The organism is Bradyrhizobium sp. Kon69, assembly GCF_055807515.1.
The window spans coordinates 185,259-202,187 of the sequence record NZ_JBVVOS010000015.1 but is presented as its reverse complement, the minus strand read 5'-3'; the positions used below and the strand labels follow the sequence as shown (position 1 = coordinate 202,187).

General features: G+C 64.3%; 17 protein-coding genes. 7 read left to right on the top strand and 10 right to left on the bottom strand.

Annotated features, from left to right (window positions below):
* Window positions 1–999, top strand: a 999-nt coding sequence (groEL, locus tag AC0L3U_RS21250; RefSeq protein ID WP_473363060.1) for a chaperonin GroEL, incomplete at its 5' end; no start/stop codon positions are given.
* Between the two features lie 222 nt (window positions 1,000–1,221).
* Here groEL and lepB read toward each other — a convergent pair.
* Window positions 1,222–1,968: a signal peptidase I gene (gene lepB, locus AC0L3U_RS21245; protein ID WP_473363059.1), complete on the bottom strand. Its 747-nt coding sequence runs from the start codon at window positions 1,966–1,968 to the stop codon at window positions 1,222–1,224.
* A gap of 107 nt (window positions 1,969–2,075) precedes the next feature.
* Window positions 2,076–2,909 carry a LysR family transcriptional regulator gene (locus AC0L3U_RS21240; RefSeq protein ID WP_473363068.1) on the bottom strand — a complete coding sequence of 278 codons (834 nt, stop codon included), beginning with the start codon at window positions 2,907–2,909 and terminating at the stop codon, window positions 2,076–2,078.
* A 132-nt stretch (window positions 2,910–3,041) separates the two neighbouring features.
* Here AC0L3U_RS21240 and AC0L3U_RS21235 point away from each other — a divergent pair, with 132 nt between their 5' ends.
* From AC0L3U_RS21235 to AC0L3U_RS21225, 3 genes are all read left to right on the top strand, one after another.
* A complete protein-coding gene (locus AC0L3U_RS21235; RefSeq protein ID WP_473363058.1) occupies window positions 3,042–3,635 on the top strand; it encodes a cysteine hydrolase family protein in 594 nt (197 codons plus the stop codon).
* 13 nt (window positions 3,636–3,648) lie between these two features.
* Window positions 3,649–4,287, top strand: a complete 639-nt coding sequence (locus AC0L3U_RS21230) for a glutathione binding-like protein (protein WP_473363057.1) — start codon at window positions 3,649–3,651, stop codon at window positions 4,285–4,287.
* Between the two features lie 111 nt (window positions 4,288–4,398).
* Window positions 4,399–5,781 carry a caspase family protein gene (locus AC0L3U_RS21225; RefSeq protein WP_473363056.1) on the top strand — a complete coding sequence of 461 codons (1,383 nt, stop codon included), beginning with the start codon at window positions 4,399–4,401 and terminating at the stop codon, window positions 5,779–5,781.
* Window positions 5,782–5,799: 18 nt separating this feature from the next.
* Here the strand turns inward: AC0L3U_RS21225 and AC0L3U_RS21220 are convergent, their stop codons facing one another.
* The 7 genes from AC0L3U_RS21220 to AC0L3U_RS21190 form a co-directional block, all read right to left on the bottom strand.
* Complete coding sequence (locus AC0L3U_RS21220; RefSeq protein WP_473363055.1) at window positions 5,800–7,236, bottom strand: NAD-dependent succinate-semialdehyde dehydrogenase; 1,437 nt, start codon at window positions 7,234–7,236, stop codon at window positions 5,800–5,802.
* Window positions 7,237–7,248: 12 nt separating this feature from the next.
* Window positions 7,249–7,908 (bottom strand): ATP-binding cassette domain-containing protein, encoded by a 660-nt coding sequence (locus tag AC0L3U_RS21215; RefSeq protein ID WP_473363054.1) that lies wholly within the window; start codon window positions 7,906–7,908, stop codon window positions 7,249–7,251.
* Window positions 7,909–8,610, bottom strand: a complete 702-nt coding sequence (locus AC0L3U_RS21210; protein ID WP_247287198.1) for an ABC transporter ATP-binding protein — start codon at window positions 8,608–8,610, stop codon at window positions 7,909–7,911.
* On the bottom strand, window positions 8,607–9,350 hold the full coding sequence (locus AC0L3U_RS21205; protein ID WP_473363053.1) for an ABC transporter ATP-binding protein: 744 nt from the start codon (window positions 9,348–9,350) through the stop codon (window positions 8,607–8,609). The genes AC0L3U_RS21210 and AC0L3U_RS21205 overlap by 4 nt, the downstream gene beginning before the upstream one ends.
* Window positions 9,347–10,390, bottom strand: coding sequence for a branched-chain amino acid ABC transporter permease (locus AC0L3U_RS21200; protein ID WP_473363052.1), 1,044 nt, complete (start codon window positions 10,388–10,390; stop codon window positions 9,347–9,349). The genes AC0L3U_RS21205 and AC0L3U_RS21200 overlap by 4 nt, the downstream gene beginning before the upstream one ends.
* Window positions 10,391–10,395: 5 nt before the next feature.
* Window positions 10,396–11,316 (bottom strand): branched-chain amino acid ABC transporter permease, encoded by a 921-nt coding sequence (locus AC0L3U_RS21195; protein ID WP_473347807.1) that lies wholly within the window; start codon window positions 11,314–11,316, stop codon window positions 10,396–10,398.
* A gap of 107 nt (window positions 11,317–11,423) precedes the next feature.
* Complete coding sequence (locus AC0L3U_RS21190; protein ID WP_473363051.1) at window positions 11,424–12,716, bottom strand: ABC transporter substrate-binding protein; 1,293 nt, start codon at window positions 12,714–12,716, stop codon at window positions 11,424–11,426.
* A gap of 136 nt (window positions 12,717–12,852) precedes the next feature.
* Between AC0L3U_RS21190 and AC0L3U_RS21185 the strand changes: the two genes are divergently transcribed.
* Together AC0L3U_RS21185 and AC0L3U_RS21180 are read left to right on the top strand one after the other, a co-directional pair.
* Window positions 12,853–13,686 (top strand): MurR/RpiR family transcriptional regulator, encoded by an 834-nt coding sequence (locus AC0L3U_RS21185; protein ID WP_027518774.1) that lies wholly within the window; start codon window positions 12,853–12,855, stop codon window positions 13,684–13,686.
* A gap of 22 nt (window positions 13,687–13,708) precedes the next feature.
* On the top strand, window positions 13,709–14,533 hold the full coding sequence (locus tag AC0L3U_RS21180; protein WP_473363050.1) for an SDR family NAD(P)-dependent oxidoreductase: 825 nt from the start codon (window positions 13,709–13,711) through the stop codon (window positions 14,531–14,533).
* Between the two features lie 73 nt (window positions 14,534–14,606).
* Here the strand turns inward: AC0L3U_RS21180 and AC0L3U_RS21175 are convergent, their stop codons facing one another.
* The gene (locus tag AC0L3U_RS21175) at window positions 14,607–15,680 is read right to left on the bottom strand and encodes a DUF2778 domain-containing protein (RefSeq protein WP_473347803.1); all 1,074 of its coding nucleotides are present in this window, start codon (window positions 15,678–15,680) and stop codon (window positions 14,607–14,609) included.
* A 650-nt stretch (window positions 15,681–16,330) separates the two neighbouring features.
* Here AC0L3U_RS21175 and AC0L3U_RS21170 point away from each other — a divergent pair.
* The gene (locus tag AC0L3U_RS21170) at window positions 16,331–16,855 is read left to right on the top strand and encodes a FecR domain-containing protein (RefSeq protein ID WP_473363049.1); all 525 of its coding nucleotides are present in this window, start codon (window positions 16,331–16,333) and stop codon (window positions 16,853–16,855) included.
* The last annotated feature ends 74 nt before the right edge of the window (window positions 16,856–16,929 follow it).

Genomic DNA, 16,929 nt, shown 5'->3' with positions numbered 1-16,929 from the left:
ATGGACGACGCCTACATCCTCATCAACGAGAAGAAGCTCTCCTCGCTGAACGAGCTGCTGCCGCTGCTCGAGGCCGTGGTGCAGACCGGCAAGCCGCTGGTCATCGTCGCCGAGGACGTCGAAGGCGAAGCGCTTGCGACCCTGGTCGTGAACCGTCTGCGTGGCGGCCTGAAGGTCGCGGCCGTCAAGGCTCCGGGCTTCGGCGATCGCCGCAAGGCCATGCTGCAGGACATCGCGATCCTGACCGGCGGCCAGGCGATCTCGGAAGATCTCGGCATCAAGCTCGAGAACGTGACGCTCAACATGCTCGGTCGCGCCAAGAAGGTGATGATCGACAAGGAGAACACCACGATCGTCAACGGCGCCGGCAAGAAGGCCGACATCGAAGCGCGCGTGGCCCAGATCAAGGCGCAGATCGAGGAAACCACCTCAGACTACGACCGCGAGAAGCTCCAGGAGCGTCTTGCCAAGCTCGCTGGCGGCGTCGCGGTGATCCGCGTCGGCGGCGCGACCGAGGTCGAGGTGAAGGAGCGCAAGGATCGCGTTGATGACGCGATGCATGCGACCCGCGCCGCGGTCGAGGAAGGCATCGTCCCGGGCGGCGGCGTCGCCCTGCTCCGTGCCTCCGAGCAGCTCAAGGGCCTGCGCACCAAGAACGACGACCAGAAGACCGGCGTCGAGATCGTCCGCAAGGCGCTCTCCGCGCCCGCTCGCCAGATCGCGATCAACGCCGGTGAAGACGGCTCCGTGATCGTCGGCAAGGTCCTCGAGAACAAGTCGTACGCCTACGGCTTCGACTCCCAGACCGGCGAATATGTCGACCTCGTCAAGAAGGGCATCATCGACCCGACCAAGGTGGTCCGTACCGCGATCCAGAACGCAGCCTCGGTTGCGGCTCTCTTGATCACCACGGAAGCCATGGTCGCCGAACTGCCCAAGAAGGGCGGCTCCGGCCCCGCAATGCCCCCGGGCGGCGGCATGGGCGGCATGGATTTCTGATCCAGCCATTCCGGCAAACGACAAATGCGAAACCCCGGCAGCGATGCCGGGGTTTTGTTTTGGAGGATCGCTTCGGCCGTCCCACGATCACAGCCCGTGCCCGGATGGAGCGCAGCGCAATCCGGGCACCGTGTCCGGCGCGAGCAGTTCTCCTGGATTACGCTACCGCTCCATCCGGGCTACGAACTCAGTTCATGCAGGCGCCCGGAATGACGGTGGGACTCACCACACCTTCCCCAGTCGCTCCATGTGCGGCTCGCCGTGTTGGTCGAGCGACCAGAATATCCGCGTCACCTTGCCGACCAGATTGTCCATCGGCACGAATCCGATCGACGACATCACGCGGCTGTCGCTCGAGTTGTCTCTGTTATCACCGAGCACGAAGAAATGGCCCTGCGGCACGGTGTAGACTTCAGTGTTGTCGTAGTAGCCGTTATCGACGCAGTCCTGCGTGACGTAGGACGCGCCGTTCGGCAGCGTCTCGCGCCAGCGCTTGGCCTTCGCACTGTCATCCGCGCCGCAGGTGGAGCCGGCAACCACCGCCTTCAGGGCGACGCGCGTCACCGGGCGGTCGTTGAGGATGAGTTGGCCCTGCCGCATCTGGATCCGATCACCGGGCAGCCCGACCACGCGCTTGACATAGTCGACCGAGGTGTCCTTTGGCGTCCGGAATACGACGACGTCGCCATGCTCGGGCTCGGCGGCCCGGACACGCCCGGAGATCCATGACGGCGCGAAAGGAAACGAATAGCGGCCGTAGCCATAGGCATATTTTGCGGCAAAGACGTAATCGCCGACGACCAGCGTCGGCGTCATCGAGCCGGACGGGATGTTGAACGGCTGGAACAGGAAGATGCGAAACAGGAACGGCGGCGACCACAGCACCGGAATCAGGAGGATCAGAATGACGATCGCCTTCCATTCTCGCACCTTGGCCTGCGGGTGGATGGTTTCCTGAAGAGTGGTCATGCGCTGCCCTGATCAACCCGGTGGTCGTCACGAGATTACGCAACCTTCGCGCGCACGCAATCCCATAACTTGGTCGCGCCACGCGCGGATCGCGTTCACGCCCGCAATCAGCCGCGCGCGAGATCGCTGAAGCAGCGGCGGATCCATTCGATGGTGAGCCGCGTCGCCGGATCGCGCTTGAGATGGTTCTGTACCAGCAGCCAGACGTCGCGGCGCCCAGGCAGCAGTGTGGCGCGCAAGCGGCGATCGCCGAGCAAGTCCGCGCAGACATGCTCCGGCAACACGCCGGCGGCCTGGTGCGCGCGGATCAGGTTACGGATGACGCGAACGTTGTCGGTGACGCAGCGCGCGTGGGCTTGCTTCATACGCAGGAATTGCATCTCGGGAATGGCACCGAGCTCGTCTGGATAGGCGCACAGCATCGGCTCGCCCTCGGTCGCAACAGGCTCGAAATAATAGAGCTTGACGTCACCGAGCCTGGAGATCGCGAAGTCGCCCTTGTCGGGTTTACGCAGACGGATCGCGAGATCGGCTTCCCAGCGCGAGAACTTGACGTTCTCGCTCGAGGTGAGGAATTGCAGCGTCAGGCCGGGATTGGCGTGCAGGAAGTCGCTCGCGCGCGGCGACAGAACCTCCTCGGCGACCGTGTTGGTGGAGGCGATGCGCAGGCGTCCCACCGGGCCCGCCAGACTCTCGCCGACGCGACCGATCTCCGCGGCATGAGCGGCCATCGCCTCGACATGCGCCAGCACCGCCTCGCAATGGCGCGTCGGCCGGCGCTGGCCATCCACCGCATCGAACAGCGGCACGCCGAGATCGCGCTGGATGCGTGCGAGCCTGCGGCCGACGGTGGTCTCGTCGATGCGCAGCCGTGCGCTGGCGCCGGCATAGGTGCCCTCGTCCCTGACCGCGGCGATGATGCGCAAATCGTCCCAGTTCATGGCGATGACCCTAGCAGGCACGACCGGCTCCTGCAAATTTGCAGCCATATGCTGCAATAGTCCTGCACATTGGCAGGCCGCCGCCGCGCTACTGTCGCGCCATCCGATATTCCCCAGGAAGGCCCGACCCGCATGACCGCCCCTAAAACCCTGCTTGAATTGTCCGGCGCCGATCTCACTCCGCCAAAACTCGCCGATTCCTGCCTCGTGCTGATCGACATCCAGAACGAATATTGCGCCGGCCCGCTTGCCTTGCCGGATGCGGAGCCCGCGATCGCCGCCGCCGCGCGCCTGCTGGCCCGCGCGAGGGCGAGCGGCGCTGCGATCTTCCATGTCGCGCACAAGGGACGTGCCGGCAGCCTGTTCGACCGCGAGGCCGCGCGCGGCGCGATCGTCAGGAACGTCGCGCCGCTCGCCAGCGAAGCCGTGATCGAAAAGGCGCTGCCGAACGCTTTTGCCGGCACCGATCTGCAGGTCCGACTGGCCGCAACCGGACGCACGAACATCGTGCTGGCCGGCTTCATGACCCATATGTGCATCAGCTCGACCGCCCGCGCCGCGCTCGACCTCGGCCTGCGCACGACGATCGCAGCCGATGCCTGTGCAACACGCGATCTTCCCGACGGCCGCGGCGGAGCGCTCTCCGCAAGGACCATCCACGAGGTCGCCCTGGCCGAATTGTCGGACAGGTTTGCGATCATCGCGCAGACCGAGGCGCTGACCTGAAGGAGCGTGGGCGATGCTGCAACTCTACTTCTCCCCGATGGCCTGCTCGCTTGCGAGCCGCATCGCGCTGATGGAAGCGGGCCTCGAGGCCCGCTATCATCCGGTCCATCTCCAGACCAAGCAGATCGTGGACGACGGCAGCGATTTCTTCGGCGTTTCGCCGAAGGGCGCGGTGCCGGTCCTGGTGCTGGAGAATGGCGAGCGGCTGACCGAATGCGCCGCGGTGCTGCAATACATCGCCGATCTGAAGCCGCAGGCGGGCCTTGCACCCGCGTTCGGAGATCCCGACCGGTATCGGCTCCAGGAATGGCTCAGCTTCGTCGGGGCCGAGATCCATAAGGCGTTCCTGTTTCCAACCTTCTGGTACAAGGACGACGCCTCGCTCGCCAAGCCGCGGGCACGGATAGCGCAGACATTGTCGATGCCTGCCACGCATCTGGCGGACCGCGAATTCCTCGTCGGCAACAGCTTCACCGTCGCGGATGCCCACCTCACTTGGGCTTTGCTGCTGCTCCGTCCCGCGGGCGTCGACATCGGCCAATGGCCGTCGTTGTCGGCCTATCTCGCGCGCATGCAGGCGCGACCGGCCGTGCGGGACGCGATCACGACCGAAATGGCCATGCGCAAGACGATGGCGCCGAGTCCGGCGTGACAGGATGTCACGGCCGGGAAATCCGGGCGTTTTCTCTGGCGGGGCATTGATGTCGGCGCGGCATACGCTAATCTGGAGGGATATTTTTCGACATTTCATTGGAAGGCATTCATGCGTGCTCTTTCCAGATTTCGCCTCGCCAGATTTTGCCTCGCCAGATTTTGCCCGGCCGGACTTTGCCTCGCCCTCCTCGCCTGCTGGCTTTTCCTTGCGCCTGCATCGGCAGAAACCCGCGTCGCGCTGGTGATCGGCAACGGCGCCTATGCCAGTACGGCGAAGCTTCCCAATCCGTCGCACGATGCCGAAGACGTCGCCGCCTCGCTCAAGCGCAGCGGCTTCGAAGTGCTCCAGGGCATCGACCTGCGCCAGGCCGACATGCAGGACCTGACCATCCGCTTCGCGCGCGCCGCAAGCAAAGCCGACGTCGCCATGTTCTACTACAGCGGCCATGCGATGCAGTACAACGGCGTGAACTATCTGATGCCTGTCGACGCCGTGCTGAGCGACGAAGCGGATCTGAAGCGCTTCGTGCGGGTCGACGATATCGTGAACGATCTGCAGCAGGCCAAGAACCTGCGCATCCTCATCCTCGATTCCTGCCGCGACAATCCGCTGGCCGAAACCTTGAAACGCTCCGCCGGCATGACGCGCGCCGCCTCGATCGGGCGGGGCTTGTCGAAAGTCGAAGCACCACGCGGCACGATCGTATCGTTCTCAACCCAGTCCGGGCAGACCGCGGCCGACGGCAGCGGCCGCAACAGCCCCTATACGACGGCGTTCCTGAAGCACATCGAGGAGCCCCAGGAGATCGGCGAGGTCTTTCGCGACATCAGCAGCGACGTCTACGATTCCAGCGGCAAGACCCAGCTCCCGGAGCTGTCGCTATCGATCATCGGCAAGTTCTATCTGAACGGGCCGGTGTCGATCACGGTGGCGCCGGCGGCGCCGCAAGCCGCACCCCGGGCTGACCCTTGCGCGGCAGCAGAGGCGCACTGGAAGGCCGCGGACGGCATCGGCACGCTTGGCGCCTACGAGGACCATCTCACGAGATTCCCGAATTGCATCTTCGCCACGCTTGCCAAGGCCCGAATTGAAGGTCTGAAGCAGAAGGTGGCGCTCGCGCCGGCAAGCGGCAACGCCCGTACCGCGAAGGACTTCGACGGCAATTGGGACGTGACGTTGAACTGCCCGCCTACCGGCAAGGCGCAGGGCTTCACCCGGGCGCTGTCTGCCACGGTTGCGAACGGCGTCTTTCATGCCGACGCCCAGAGCCAGGGCGCCGTCAACCGCCTGGAGATCGATGGCCAGATCCCCGCGGACGGCAAGACGACTTTGAGCGCGCGCGGAACGACGGGGGCGAGCACCTACACTCTCAACAATCTCGCGCCCGGCTCGCCCTACGCCTTTACGGTGGATGCGCAGTTCGATCGCACCCGCGGCACCGGCAAGCGCAACGAGGCACGCGCCTGCGGCCTGGTCTTCGTCAAACGCTGATCGTGCATCGTCCAGCGTTCACACGCCGGTCTGACTGATGAACTTGGTGTTGAAATAGCCCTCCATCGCCTCGGTGCCGCCTTCCGAGCCGTAGCCGGAATCCTTGATGCCGCCGAACGGCACTTCGGGCAGCGCGAGACCAAAACTGTTGATCGACATCATGCCGGCTTCGATCGCCGAACCGATCGCGGCCGCCGTCTTGGCCGAGCTGGTGAAGGCGTAGGACGCTAGCCCAAAAGGCAGCCGGTTGGCCTCCTCGACCACCTCGTCGAAGGATGAGAAGCGCGAAATCAGCGCGAGCGGGCCGAACGGCTCCTCGTTCATGGCGCGCGCATCCTTCGGCACGTCGCTCACCACCGTCGGCTCGAAGAAATGACCTTTGTTGCCGACGCGTTTGCCGCCGGTCTCGAGTTTTGCACCCTTGCCGACGGCATCCTGCACCATGGCTTCGATGGCGGTAACGCGGCGGGGGTTGGCGAGCGAACCCATTTTGGAGTCGGGATCGAGGCCGTTGCCGACCTTGAATGTCTTGGCGCTGTCGACAAAGGTGTCGACGAATTCACGGAACACGTCATCCTGCACCAGCATCCGCGTCGGCGAGATGCAAACCTGACCGGCATTGCGATATTTTGCTGCCGCCAGAATCTTGGCCGCCGATGCGACGTCGGCGTCCTTGAAAACGATCGCCGGCGCATGACCGCCGAGCTCCATGGTGGCGCGCTTCATGTGCAGGCCGGCGAGCGCATTGAGCTGCTTGCCGACATGGGTCGAGCCCGTGAACGAAATTTTGCGGATCACCGTATGCGGAATGAGATATTCGGAGATCTCGGCAGGAACGCCGTAGACCAGGTTGATGACGCCGTCGGGCACGCCAGCGTCCGCAAATGCACGGATCAGCTGTGCGGGCGAGGCCGGCGTCTCCTCCGGGGCCTTGACGATGATCGAGCAGCCGGCGCCGAGTGCGGCGGAGAGCTTGCGCACGACCTGATTGATCGGAAAATTCCAGGGCGTGAACGCCGCGACCGGGCCGACCGGCTCCTTGATCGCGAGCTGGTAGATCCCCGGCCCACGCGCGGGGATCAGCCGGCCATAGGCGCGCTTGGCTTCTTCCGCAAACCACTCGATCACATCGGCGGCGGCCATCGCCTCCATTTTGGCCTCACCGAGAGTCTTTCCCTGCTCCATCGTGAGCAGCGGCGCGATCTCGTCATTGCGCTCGCGCATGATCGCGGCGGCCTTACGCATGATGCGGCAACGCTCGAAGGGGGCAATGTTTCGCCAGATCTTGAAGCCGGCGCTGGCTGCGGCGAGTGCCTCGTCGAGGTCGGACCGTCCGGCATGGGCGACGGTGCCGATCACCTCTTCGGTCGCGGGATTGCGTACCTCGATCACCTTGCCCGAATGGGCCGGTCGCCATTTGCCGGCAATGAAAAGTTGGGTGTTCGAATAGGCCAACGGATTCTCCTTTTAGGTCGAGCTATGAACGGCGCCGTGACAAATCGCGTCCGCCGCCTTTGTCATGTCCGGCCCGAGATAAGCGCGACAGCGCGGATCTGCGACGAGCGCGCCGAAATTCGCCATGGGCGTCACGCCGCCGCCGGCCACGAACAGGAATCGCCCGGCGATCTCGGCGAGGATGTCGAGGTGCCAGGTGGCCGTCGGGTGCATGCAGAGCACGACCAGCCGGCCCTCGTCGCGCAGCTTGCGGAAGAAATCGAGCATGAAGCCGATATAACCATCCTGCAGATTGAACTGCGGTTCGTCGAACAGGTGAACCAGCGGCGTCCGGGTCGGCGACGGCGCCAGGAAGGCGGACGGAATGCGCTTGCGAAAGCGCCTGACCTGATACGATTGGTGATAGTGGATCGCGAGCCGGTCGCGCTCACGATATTTGACGCCATGGATATCGGTGCCCGCGACCAGCACGCGCCCCGAGGTCGGTGCGTTCGAGCCCGTCATCATCTCAAACAAGGTCGTCTTGCCGGCCCCATTCGGGCCGACGACACCGACGATGTCAGGTTCGTCCAGCGACAGGTTTGCCTGCAGCGTGAATGACGGTCGGCGGATCACGCGGCCCCGCGTATAGACCTTCCGAACGTCGTCGAGAACGAGCAGCGGTACGGCCACTTATTGTACTCCCAGCAAGCGCTGACGAAGCCCGCGATCATCTCGTAAGGCCGCGGCCTCCCCGGTCCAGACGATTCGGCCGCGGTCGATCACCGCGGCATGGTCCGCGACCGACAGCGCGATCTCGGCGTTCTGCTCCACGACCAGCGAGGCAATACCCTCGTCCTTCATGCGCAGGATCGTCGCGAGCACGTCACCGACGATTTTCGGCGCCAGTCCCTGGCTCGGCTCGTCGAACAGCACCAGTCCCGGCGAGCCGACCAGCGCGCGGGCGATGGCCACCATCTGCATTTCGCCGCCCGACAGGTTTTCGCAGTCGCGCTCCATGAGATATTCGAGCGGCGAGAAGATCGCAGCGGCCTCCTTGAGGCTCCAGTGGCGAAAGCGCGTGCGCTTCTGCGCGATCGACAGATTGCGCGCGACCGTCAATGTCGGACACAGCCGGCGGTCGTCGGGCACCCAGCCGATGCCGGCGCGCGCAATCTCGTGGGTCGGATCGCGCGTGACATCGTGACCGTCGAAACAAACGGAGCCGCGGCGCGGACGCGTCAGCCCGAGAATCGAGCGGAGCATTGTCGTCTTGCCGGCGCCGTTGGGGCCGAGCAGCGCAAACACCTTGGCGTGCTCGATCGCGAGCGAGGCGCCGAACAGCGCCTGGGTCTCGCCGTAGAAGGTATCGACCGCGTCCACTTCGAGGATCATGCGAACTTCCCGAGATTGGAGCGCCGCACCCATTCGTTCTGCTGCAGGTCGTGTGGCGTTCCGCGCGCCACCACCTGGCCCCAATGGATGACCGAGATACGGTCAGCCAACGAGAACAGGAACTCCATATCGTGCTCGATGGCGACGATGGTCAGCCGCCCCTTCAGGCGAGCAATCAGGGTTGCGAGCCGTTGCACCCCGTCGGAGCCGAGACCGGAGGTCGGCTCGTCCAGGCACAGCACGCGGGGCGCCTGCGCGAGGGCGACCGCGATCTCCAGCGCGCGCCGGTCGCCGTAGGACAGGTCCTTGGCGCGGATGTCGCCCTTGTCTGCAAGTCCGACCGCCGCCAGCGCTTCGGAAGACTTCGCGGCAAACCGACTGTCGCCCGCGGCTGCGTGCGCGACATCGTGGCCACGGGCGCGAAACTCGGGCAATCCCATCATGACGTTGTCACACGCGGAGAATTCGTCGAACAACGTCATGATCTGAAACGAGCGGGCGATGCCCTTGGCGGCGATGCGGTGCGGGCTGAGGCCCGTGACATCCTCGCCGCCGAGCAGAACTCGGCCCCGGTTCGGCTTCACCCGGCCGGTAAGGACGTTGAAGAATGTGGTCTTGCCGGCGCCGTTCGGACCCATCACGCCGTGAAACTCGCCCTCCGCGACCGCGAGATCGACGCTCTCCAGCACGACGCGATCGCCGAAGCGGACATGAACGGCCGCGGCTTCGATCATGTTCATCGCCCGCTCCCGAACAGCAGCCGCATCGCCGACGTACCCCTCTGCCGTAAGGCGCCGAGTGAGTGCTGCTGCACGGCAGCGGAGATCGCGCCGGCAATGCCTTCGGGGCGGAACAGCACGATCGCGATGAACAGCAGACCAAAATAGAGCATCCAGGCATTGGTCAGCGCGCCCATCACGTCGCGGGCGGTGAGGAAGAGAAACACGCCGATCACCGGGCCCCAGAAGCTGACGAGGCCACCGCCGACGAGCGTCATCATCACGACGTAGCCGGATTGATGCAGGCTCATGACGTCGGGGAATGCGGCGAGCTGAGCCATGGCGAACAATCCGCCGGCAAAGCCCGAGACGGCGGCCGACAGCGCAAAGACCGCGACCTTGTAGAGCCAGACATTATAGCCGAGATGGCTTGCACGGACTTCGCTCTGCCTGATCGCGGCGACCACGCGGCCATAGGGAGAGTGCACCAGCCGCCACAATGCAGCGGTGCCGACCGCAAAGACGGCGAGCACGAAATAGTAGAACGCGACATTGTCGGTGAGATCGAAAGACACAAGCCCGAAATCGGCCGGCAGCCGTTTGATCTTGAGAAGGCCGTCTTCGCCGCCGGTGATCCGGTGCGATTTGATCGCCAGCGTCCAGAAGATCTGGCCGAAGGCAATCGTCATGAAGGCATAATAGATGCCGCGCCTGTGCGAGATGAACAGCGCCACCAGCACGCCGGCGAGGCCCGCGACCGCGGCCGCGGCCATCAGACATATCCAGAGATTTGCAACGATGTCGAGCTGGCAGAGACCGAACGCGTAGGCGCCGATGCCGAAATAGGCGCCATGACCGAACGACGGAAGGCCGGCAGTGCCCAGCACCAGGTTGAACGCGAGCGCATAGAGCGACCAGATCAGGATCTCGATCCCCAGATAAGGATAGAGCCCGATCCGCGTGATCCAGAGCGGCACCGTTGCAAGCACGAGCCAGAGCACCAGCATCGTCGGCGTCACGAGGCGCGCGGCGTCCGGTGAAGATTTTGATTCCACAATCATTCCCTTTAGGCCTCGAGCACGCTCTTCTTGCCCCACAGGCCGCGCGCGCGGAACGTCACGACGGCAACGAGCAAGATGTACATCGACAACAGCGACCATTCGGACGCGTAGGCACCGGCGAGGCCGACACACAGTCCGACCAAAAGACCCGCCACGACCGCACCCCAAAAACTGCCGACGCCCCCGAGCACGATCACCAGGAACGCAGGAATGACGGCATCGACGCCCATGTGCGGGCGAATGCCCCAGATCGGCGCGACGATGATGCCCGCGATCGCGGCCAGCATCGTGCCGAACACGAACACCAGCAGCCGCAATCGCGACAGGTTGATGCCGAGCGCGCGAACGATCTCGCTGTCATGCGCGCCTGCCTTGACCGTCGCGCCGAACGAGGTCTTCTCGATCAACAGCCAGACCAGGCCGATGACCCCGGCGGCGATGCCCGCTGCGTAGAAGCGATAGGTCGACCAGATCAGGTCGCCGAACAGGAAGCCGCCATTGATGGCGGACGGCACCTGCAGCACGTAGTCGCGCGTGCCCCACACCAGGCGGATCATCTCCTCGATCACCATCGCGGCGCCGAAGGTCAGGAGCAGCCCGTACAACGGATCCTTGCCATAAGTCCGCCGCATGCAGAGCTCGATCAGCATGCCGACCAGACTCACGACCACGGGCGCGATGATCAATGTGGCCGCATAGCGCCAGCCGAGCGGCAGCGCCAGCCACGCTTTCGCAAGTTCCGCCGGCAATGGCGGGCGCGGCCCCGTAAGCTGCATGGCGACATAAGCCCCGAGCGCGAACAGGGATCCGTGCGCGAGGTTGATCTGCTCCATCAGCCCGACGATGAGCATGAAGCCGAGCGCGATCAGCGCGAACAACAGGCCGAGCGTCAGGCCGTTGAGGAGATGCGGAAGAAGGTCGAACAAGGTTTTGGGCTCTCGCAACTGGCATGTCTCACCCGGGACGCCGATGGTCCCGGGCGCGGGGCGCGCGAGATCGCGCGCCGCTCGTTTGGCGATGTGACGCAGCGTCTTCAGGAGTCGACGGTCGGCACCTGCTCGTAGGGCGTGAGCTTGCACTTGCCGGGTGCCGCATCGTCGGCAGCGGTTTTCGGTTCCGTCCAGCTGATGATCTCGAACAGATCGGTATTGTCGGCCGGCTTGGCGTTGCGTCGCGCCAGATAGATCGTCTGCTGCATCTGGTGCGTCATCGGATCCATGTAGGCGTCGAAATGCTGCATGCGATCGGTCGCCGAGACCTTCAGGTTCTCGAGCTCCTTGATGATCTTGACGTTGTTGGTCGACCCTGCCCGCTCGATCGCGCGGAGCAGCTCGCGCGTGGACATGTAGCCGTTATAGGAGACATTGCCCGGCACCGGGATCGGGCCGTCCTTGTTGGCGGCCTGCCACTTCTTGACGAATTCGGCGACGCCGGGCAGCGGCAGCTTGTGATACCAGGTCGTGCCGAACACGCCGAACAGGCTGTCGGGCGCGCCCCACACATCGGGCCAGTCCTGCTGGTTGTTGATCCAGGCCGGCTTGCCGTCGAGCTTGAGCTGCGCCACCTGCTCGCGCAGTGCCTTGATGTCGTCGCCGCCGACCGCGGTCGCCACAACGTCGGGTTTTGCTTGTTGGATCTTCAGGAGATAGGCGGTGAAGTCGCGGGTGTTCTGCGGCACCAGCAGATTGTCGAGGATCTTGCCGCCGGCGCTCTCGACCTGCGTCCTGGTCGCGGCGGAGGTCGTGTGACCCCAGACATAGTCGTTGGTCAGCAGCATCCAGTTCTTGCCGATGGAGTCCACCGCGTTCTTGACCGACGCCTTGGAAAAATTGGTGCCGTTGCCGTCCCAGACGAATTTCACGCGTGAGCAGTTCTCCCCGGCTTCGCTCGGCGCCGAGGAATTGGTGTTCATGTAGATCACACCGTATTTGCTGGCGACCTGCGTGATGGCGTTGGCGACGCCCGAATGCAGCGCGCCGATCAGGATGGTGCAGTCCTCGCGGGTGATGAAGCGTTCGGCGACGCGGCTGCCGGTGGCTGGCGTCGTCTCGGTGTCCGCCGTGATGAAAGTGACCTGGCGCCCGAGTACGCCACCTTTGGCGTTGATCTCGTCGATCGCCATCTTGATGCCGCGGAAGTCATCCTGGCCGCTGTTGCCGTATTGACCGCTGGCATCGCAGGTCAGGCCAAGCTTGATCGGTTTCGCGCCTTGCGCCCAGGCATGATTCTCCCGCCACGGCCCAAAGAAGCTGCCGGTGCCGCCGATGACGCTCGCCATCAAGCTGCCCTTCAGAACGCTTCGCCGTGAGATCTGACGCCCTCTCATCGTGTCCTCCCGTTTTCGAAGTCTTTTGCTTTTTTGTGAGATTAGAATATTCATTCCATATGTTATGTAAAGTAGAATATTTGATCCAAACGATGAAATGCCGTTAAACAGGCGACCGATCCGGAGATCCGACTCGATGAACAAGGCGGCTGGCGCCATGAGTTATGACGAGCTGCGCGGCGCGATTGCGCAGCGGCACCGGGCGCTGTCCGGTCGGCTGCAGCAGATCGCGGAGTTCGTGCTCGATCACCCGACCGATGTCGCGCTCGGCACCGTGGCGGAGGTGGCGCAGCGCTCAGGGGTGCCGCCGTCGGCGATCGTTCGCTTCGCGCATGCGCTCGGGTTCGGCGGCTTCACCGAGATGCAGCAGGTGTTCCGCTCACGGCTCGTTGCCGGCGTCGCGCCGAGCTACAAGTCGCGCCTCGCGCGCATGAAGAGCCAAGAGAAGTCAGTGCTCGGCCGCCAGCCGGCCGCGGTATTGTCGCGCTTCGTCTCGGAAGCCCAATCGGCGCTGGTCACGCTGAGCCAATCCGTGCATGCGCGCGAACTCGACGCCGCAACCGCGATCCTTGCCAAGGCGCGTGACATCTATCTGCTCGGCCTGGGCGGCTCGTTCCCGGTTGCGATCCACCTCGCCTACGTGCTGCGCAAGCTCGGACGGCGCGTCGTCCTGCTCGACGGTCTTGGCGGCAGCATCCACGAGCAGTCGCACGCGGCGACATCAGACGACGCGCTGGTCGCGATCAGCTTCCGAAATTACTATCCGGATACGGCGCGGTTGTTTCCTGAACTCGTCGCGCGGGGCGTGCCCACGATTTCCATCACCGACAGTCTTTTGAGCCCGATCGTCGAGGGCGCGAGCGTCGTGTTCGAGATCCAGGATATGCCTGAGCCTGCGCTGCGTACGCTTGTCGCACCGATGTGCCTCGTGCAGGCGTTGGCGATCGGCCTCGACCTCGCAGCAGACTGACATTCACAACAGGTACAAGATCATGACATCGCATGACACCACCAAGATTCTGGCAGGCAAAGTTGCGCTGGTGACCGGCGCGGGGCGCGGGCTCGGCCGCGCTTTTGCAGAGAAGCTTGCCGCGCTCGGCGCTGACGTCGCCATCCACGGCATGCGCGAGAACGGGCCGGCCGAATATGGCGAGGGCACCACCCTCACCGCGGTCGCCGCCGAGATCAGACGGGAATTCGGCGTTCGCAGCCAGCGCGTGCTGGGCGATCTCACCAAGGGCGAGCACATCGCGCGCGTCATCGCGGAGACCGAAGCGGCACTCGGCCCGATCGACATTCTCGTGCACAATGCCGGCGGCGATATCGCGGCCGGCGGCGGCAAGCCCGATCCGAACGATGCGGTGAATATCAAGGAGGCCGATCTGCGCGCGGTGCTGGAGCGCAATCTGCTCTCCACCATCCTGACATGCCAGGCGGTCGCGCGCGGCATGATGGAGCGCCGATGCGGCCGCATCGTCACGCTTGGCTCCGTCGCCGCTTTCAAGGGACGTACCCAGGGCTCGATCTATGCGGTCTCGAAGGCCGGCGTGACCCACTACACGCGATGCCTGGCCGACCAGCTCCGCCCTTACGATATCGCCGTCAACTGCATCGCGCCCGGAGATACCCGCACCGGCCGCTTCCTCGGAACGCGCGCAGTCGATCCCGACAGAATGGTCGAGACCGGCACGCTCGACCGGATCGCAACCGTCGACGAGGTCGCGCGCGTCGTCGAATTCTTCGCAGGGCCCATGGGCGCCTTCGTTTCCGGTCAGGTGCTGCGGATCGACGGCGGCGGGCAGTGCTGGCCGGGCTAAAACGCACGCGCGAAGCGAAACAGAAAAGGGCCGCTGCTAGCGGCCCTTTTGCGTGATCTCGAATTGACTGAGCCTAGTCCACGCGCGCCAGCACCGCGAGCTTGCGGATGCCTTTGTTGCGGTAGGCGTCGAGGAACGCGTAATAATCCTTGAACGACACGCAGCCGTTGGAATCGCCATTCGGCCCGAGCATGAAGGTGTGCGCGAGCAGGCCGTCGCGGCCGTAGATCGCGCTCTCACCGCCAATCGGGGTCAGGCGCAGCGCAGGCACGCCGTGAAACAGCGCCTCGCGCGGCTTCAGGTCGTAGATGTGCGGCGGCGTCACGCCACGCATGCGGATGCGCGAGGAACGGGGATCGTCGAGATTGGAGCCGAGGCCGGAATGTGCCTCAAGCTTGGTGCCGTCAGGCAGATACACCGTCTTCGCGCTGATGTCGTAAACCGCGGTGGAGCGGTCGTAGGGCGCCGAACCGCCGAGCATGGGGTTCTGCTCCCTCGGCGCGATGGATGCGGTCACGCTGGCGTCGGCCGAGGCATAGGCGAGCAGCCCGCCGGACGGCTCGCGCTTGCCCCAGAGCTTTTCCACCATCGACTGACGCGGTCCGGTGATCGACATCACCGCAGCCTTGGCGCGATCGGCAATCGATTTCGGCTTCGCCTCAGGCGCCGGCACGATCTCGGCCGGATCTGCCGAGGCAAGCTGCACCGGCGCGTCAGCGCCGCGCTTGGACTTCGCAGCGTCAGCGATCTTGGCGGGACCTGGCTTCAGGACTTCCGCGACCCTCGCGATCACGCTCGGCTTCGGCGCGTCCTTGGCTTCGGCGACCTTGGTTGCGGGCGCGGCGCTGGCCGCATTCGATGTCACGCCTTGGGTCGCAGCCGCGGCAAAGCGATCGTTGAACATTTCGCGTGAGATCGGCGCTGCCACCTGCAACCGGTCGGGCAAGAGCGCAAAGGCGTCCTTGACGGCCTCACCGGCCTCGCGCAACGCGACCCTGGGCGCGCGCTTGATTACGGGCTCGTCGTAGCCGCTGCTGCCGACGGTCGGATAGACGCTGGCGGCAAAGATGTTGCTGTAGATGGTCCAGCTGGCGCCAAGCACGACGCAGCCGATCACGGCGGCGCCAAGCACGTTTTGGGAGGTCATTTTCCGGGAAGGCTTCCGATAAGAAGTGCTCGAGAATCCTTTGGACTTTCGTGCCGCGATGCCTTGCGCAGCGATACTCGTACTCATTCGCCTTGCGTCCAGAACGGTGTCACTCAGTCCCCCTTCGAAGTGCCGCTGGTCACGATCCGGGAACAGCATCTCGCAGAGGGTCGGAGCGTCATTAAGGCCACTTTTAGTTAAATGCGGATTAAGTTCGGGCGGATGTGGGGCAACCGTTCGGGTGTCCCATTTCGAGAAAAAAGCCCGCAGAATTACGGAAAGCGCGTCTGTTAACTATGATTCTCGGCGGGATTTGGCGTTGCCGGCGACCGTCTCCGGCCGCATCTCTAAGGCCATCCAACCAAGTCGTTTTCGTGGTCTTCAATACCCGGAAGATAGCGGGGAAACGTTGCGCGAGGCTGGTGCGCACAGCCCCCTCTCGTCCGCAGCCGCAGCGCGGTTATCAGCAGCCACATCACAGACCGCGGGCGCGAGCCGGTGCCCTGACCGAAAGTTGATCGCACCGCACTGGAAAAGGCCGCAGGGAGAAAATAGCTGCGAGAGCGGCACTTTTCAGCAGCCTCTGCGTGTGATACGGTACCGTATCAATATCGCCTTGAACTGTGCCAAGCACGCAAACGGAGGCTGGCATGAGAGGGATCGTGCGCGCAGGGTTTTTCGCTCTGGCGGGGTCGTTTCTGTTGATCGGACATGCGATTGCCCAGCCTGCCGCCAATGTGGGCTGCACGACGGCGCCGTCTGCTGCCGGTACGCAGACCTGGCGCTGCGACAACGGCATCACGATCGTTGCCGAAAGCGGTGCCAGATTTGAACTTAAGGACGCTAACCGCGACGGACATATAGACTCCGTGGAGTTGAGCAGCAAAGCGCTGCTGGTCGAGGTGCCCAAGAAGCCCGGCGGCAATCCCTTCAAGGTCCTGACGCCGCAGGCGATCGCCGCGGTGCGCGGCACGAAATGGGCGGTCGATGTCGCGGAGGCCAAGACCTCCGTCTTCGTGGCTGACGGTCGTGTCGGCGTGAGCCGCAGGAGCGGCGGGCGCGGCGTGGTATTAGCCCGCGGCCAAGGCGTCGATGTGGAAGCGACAGGCCCGTTGACGGTGAAGACATGGGGTCAGCCGCGCGTCGACGCGTTGATGACAAGACTAGGTCAATAGACTAGGCCGATAAGTTCGGGTCACCGGGGCTCGGCCAACAGCATTTGGACGATAGAGAGAATTGCAAAACGACC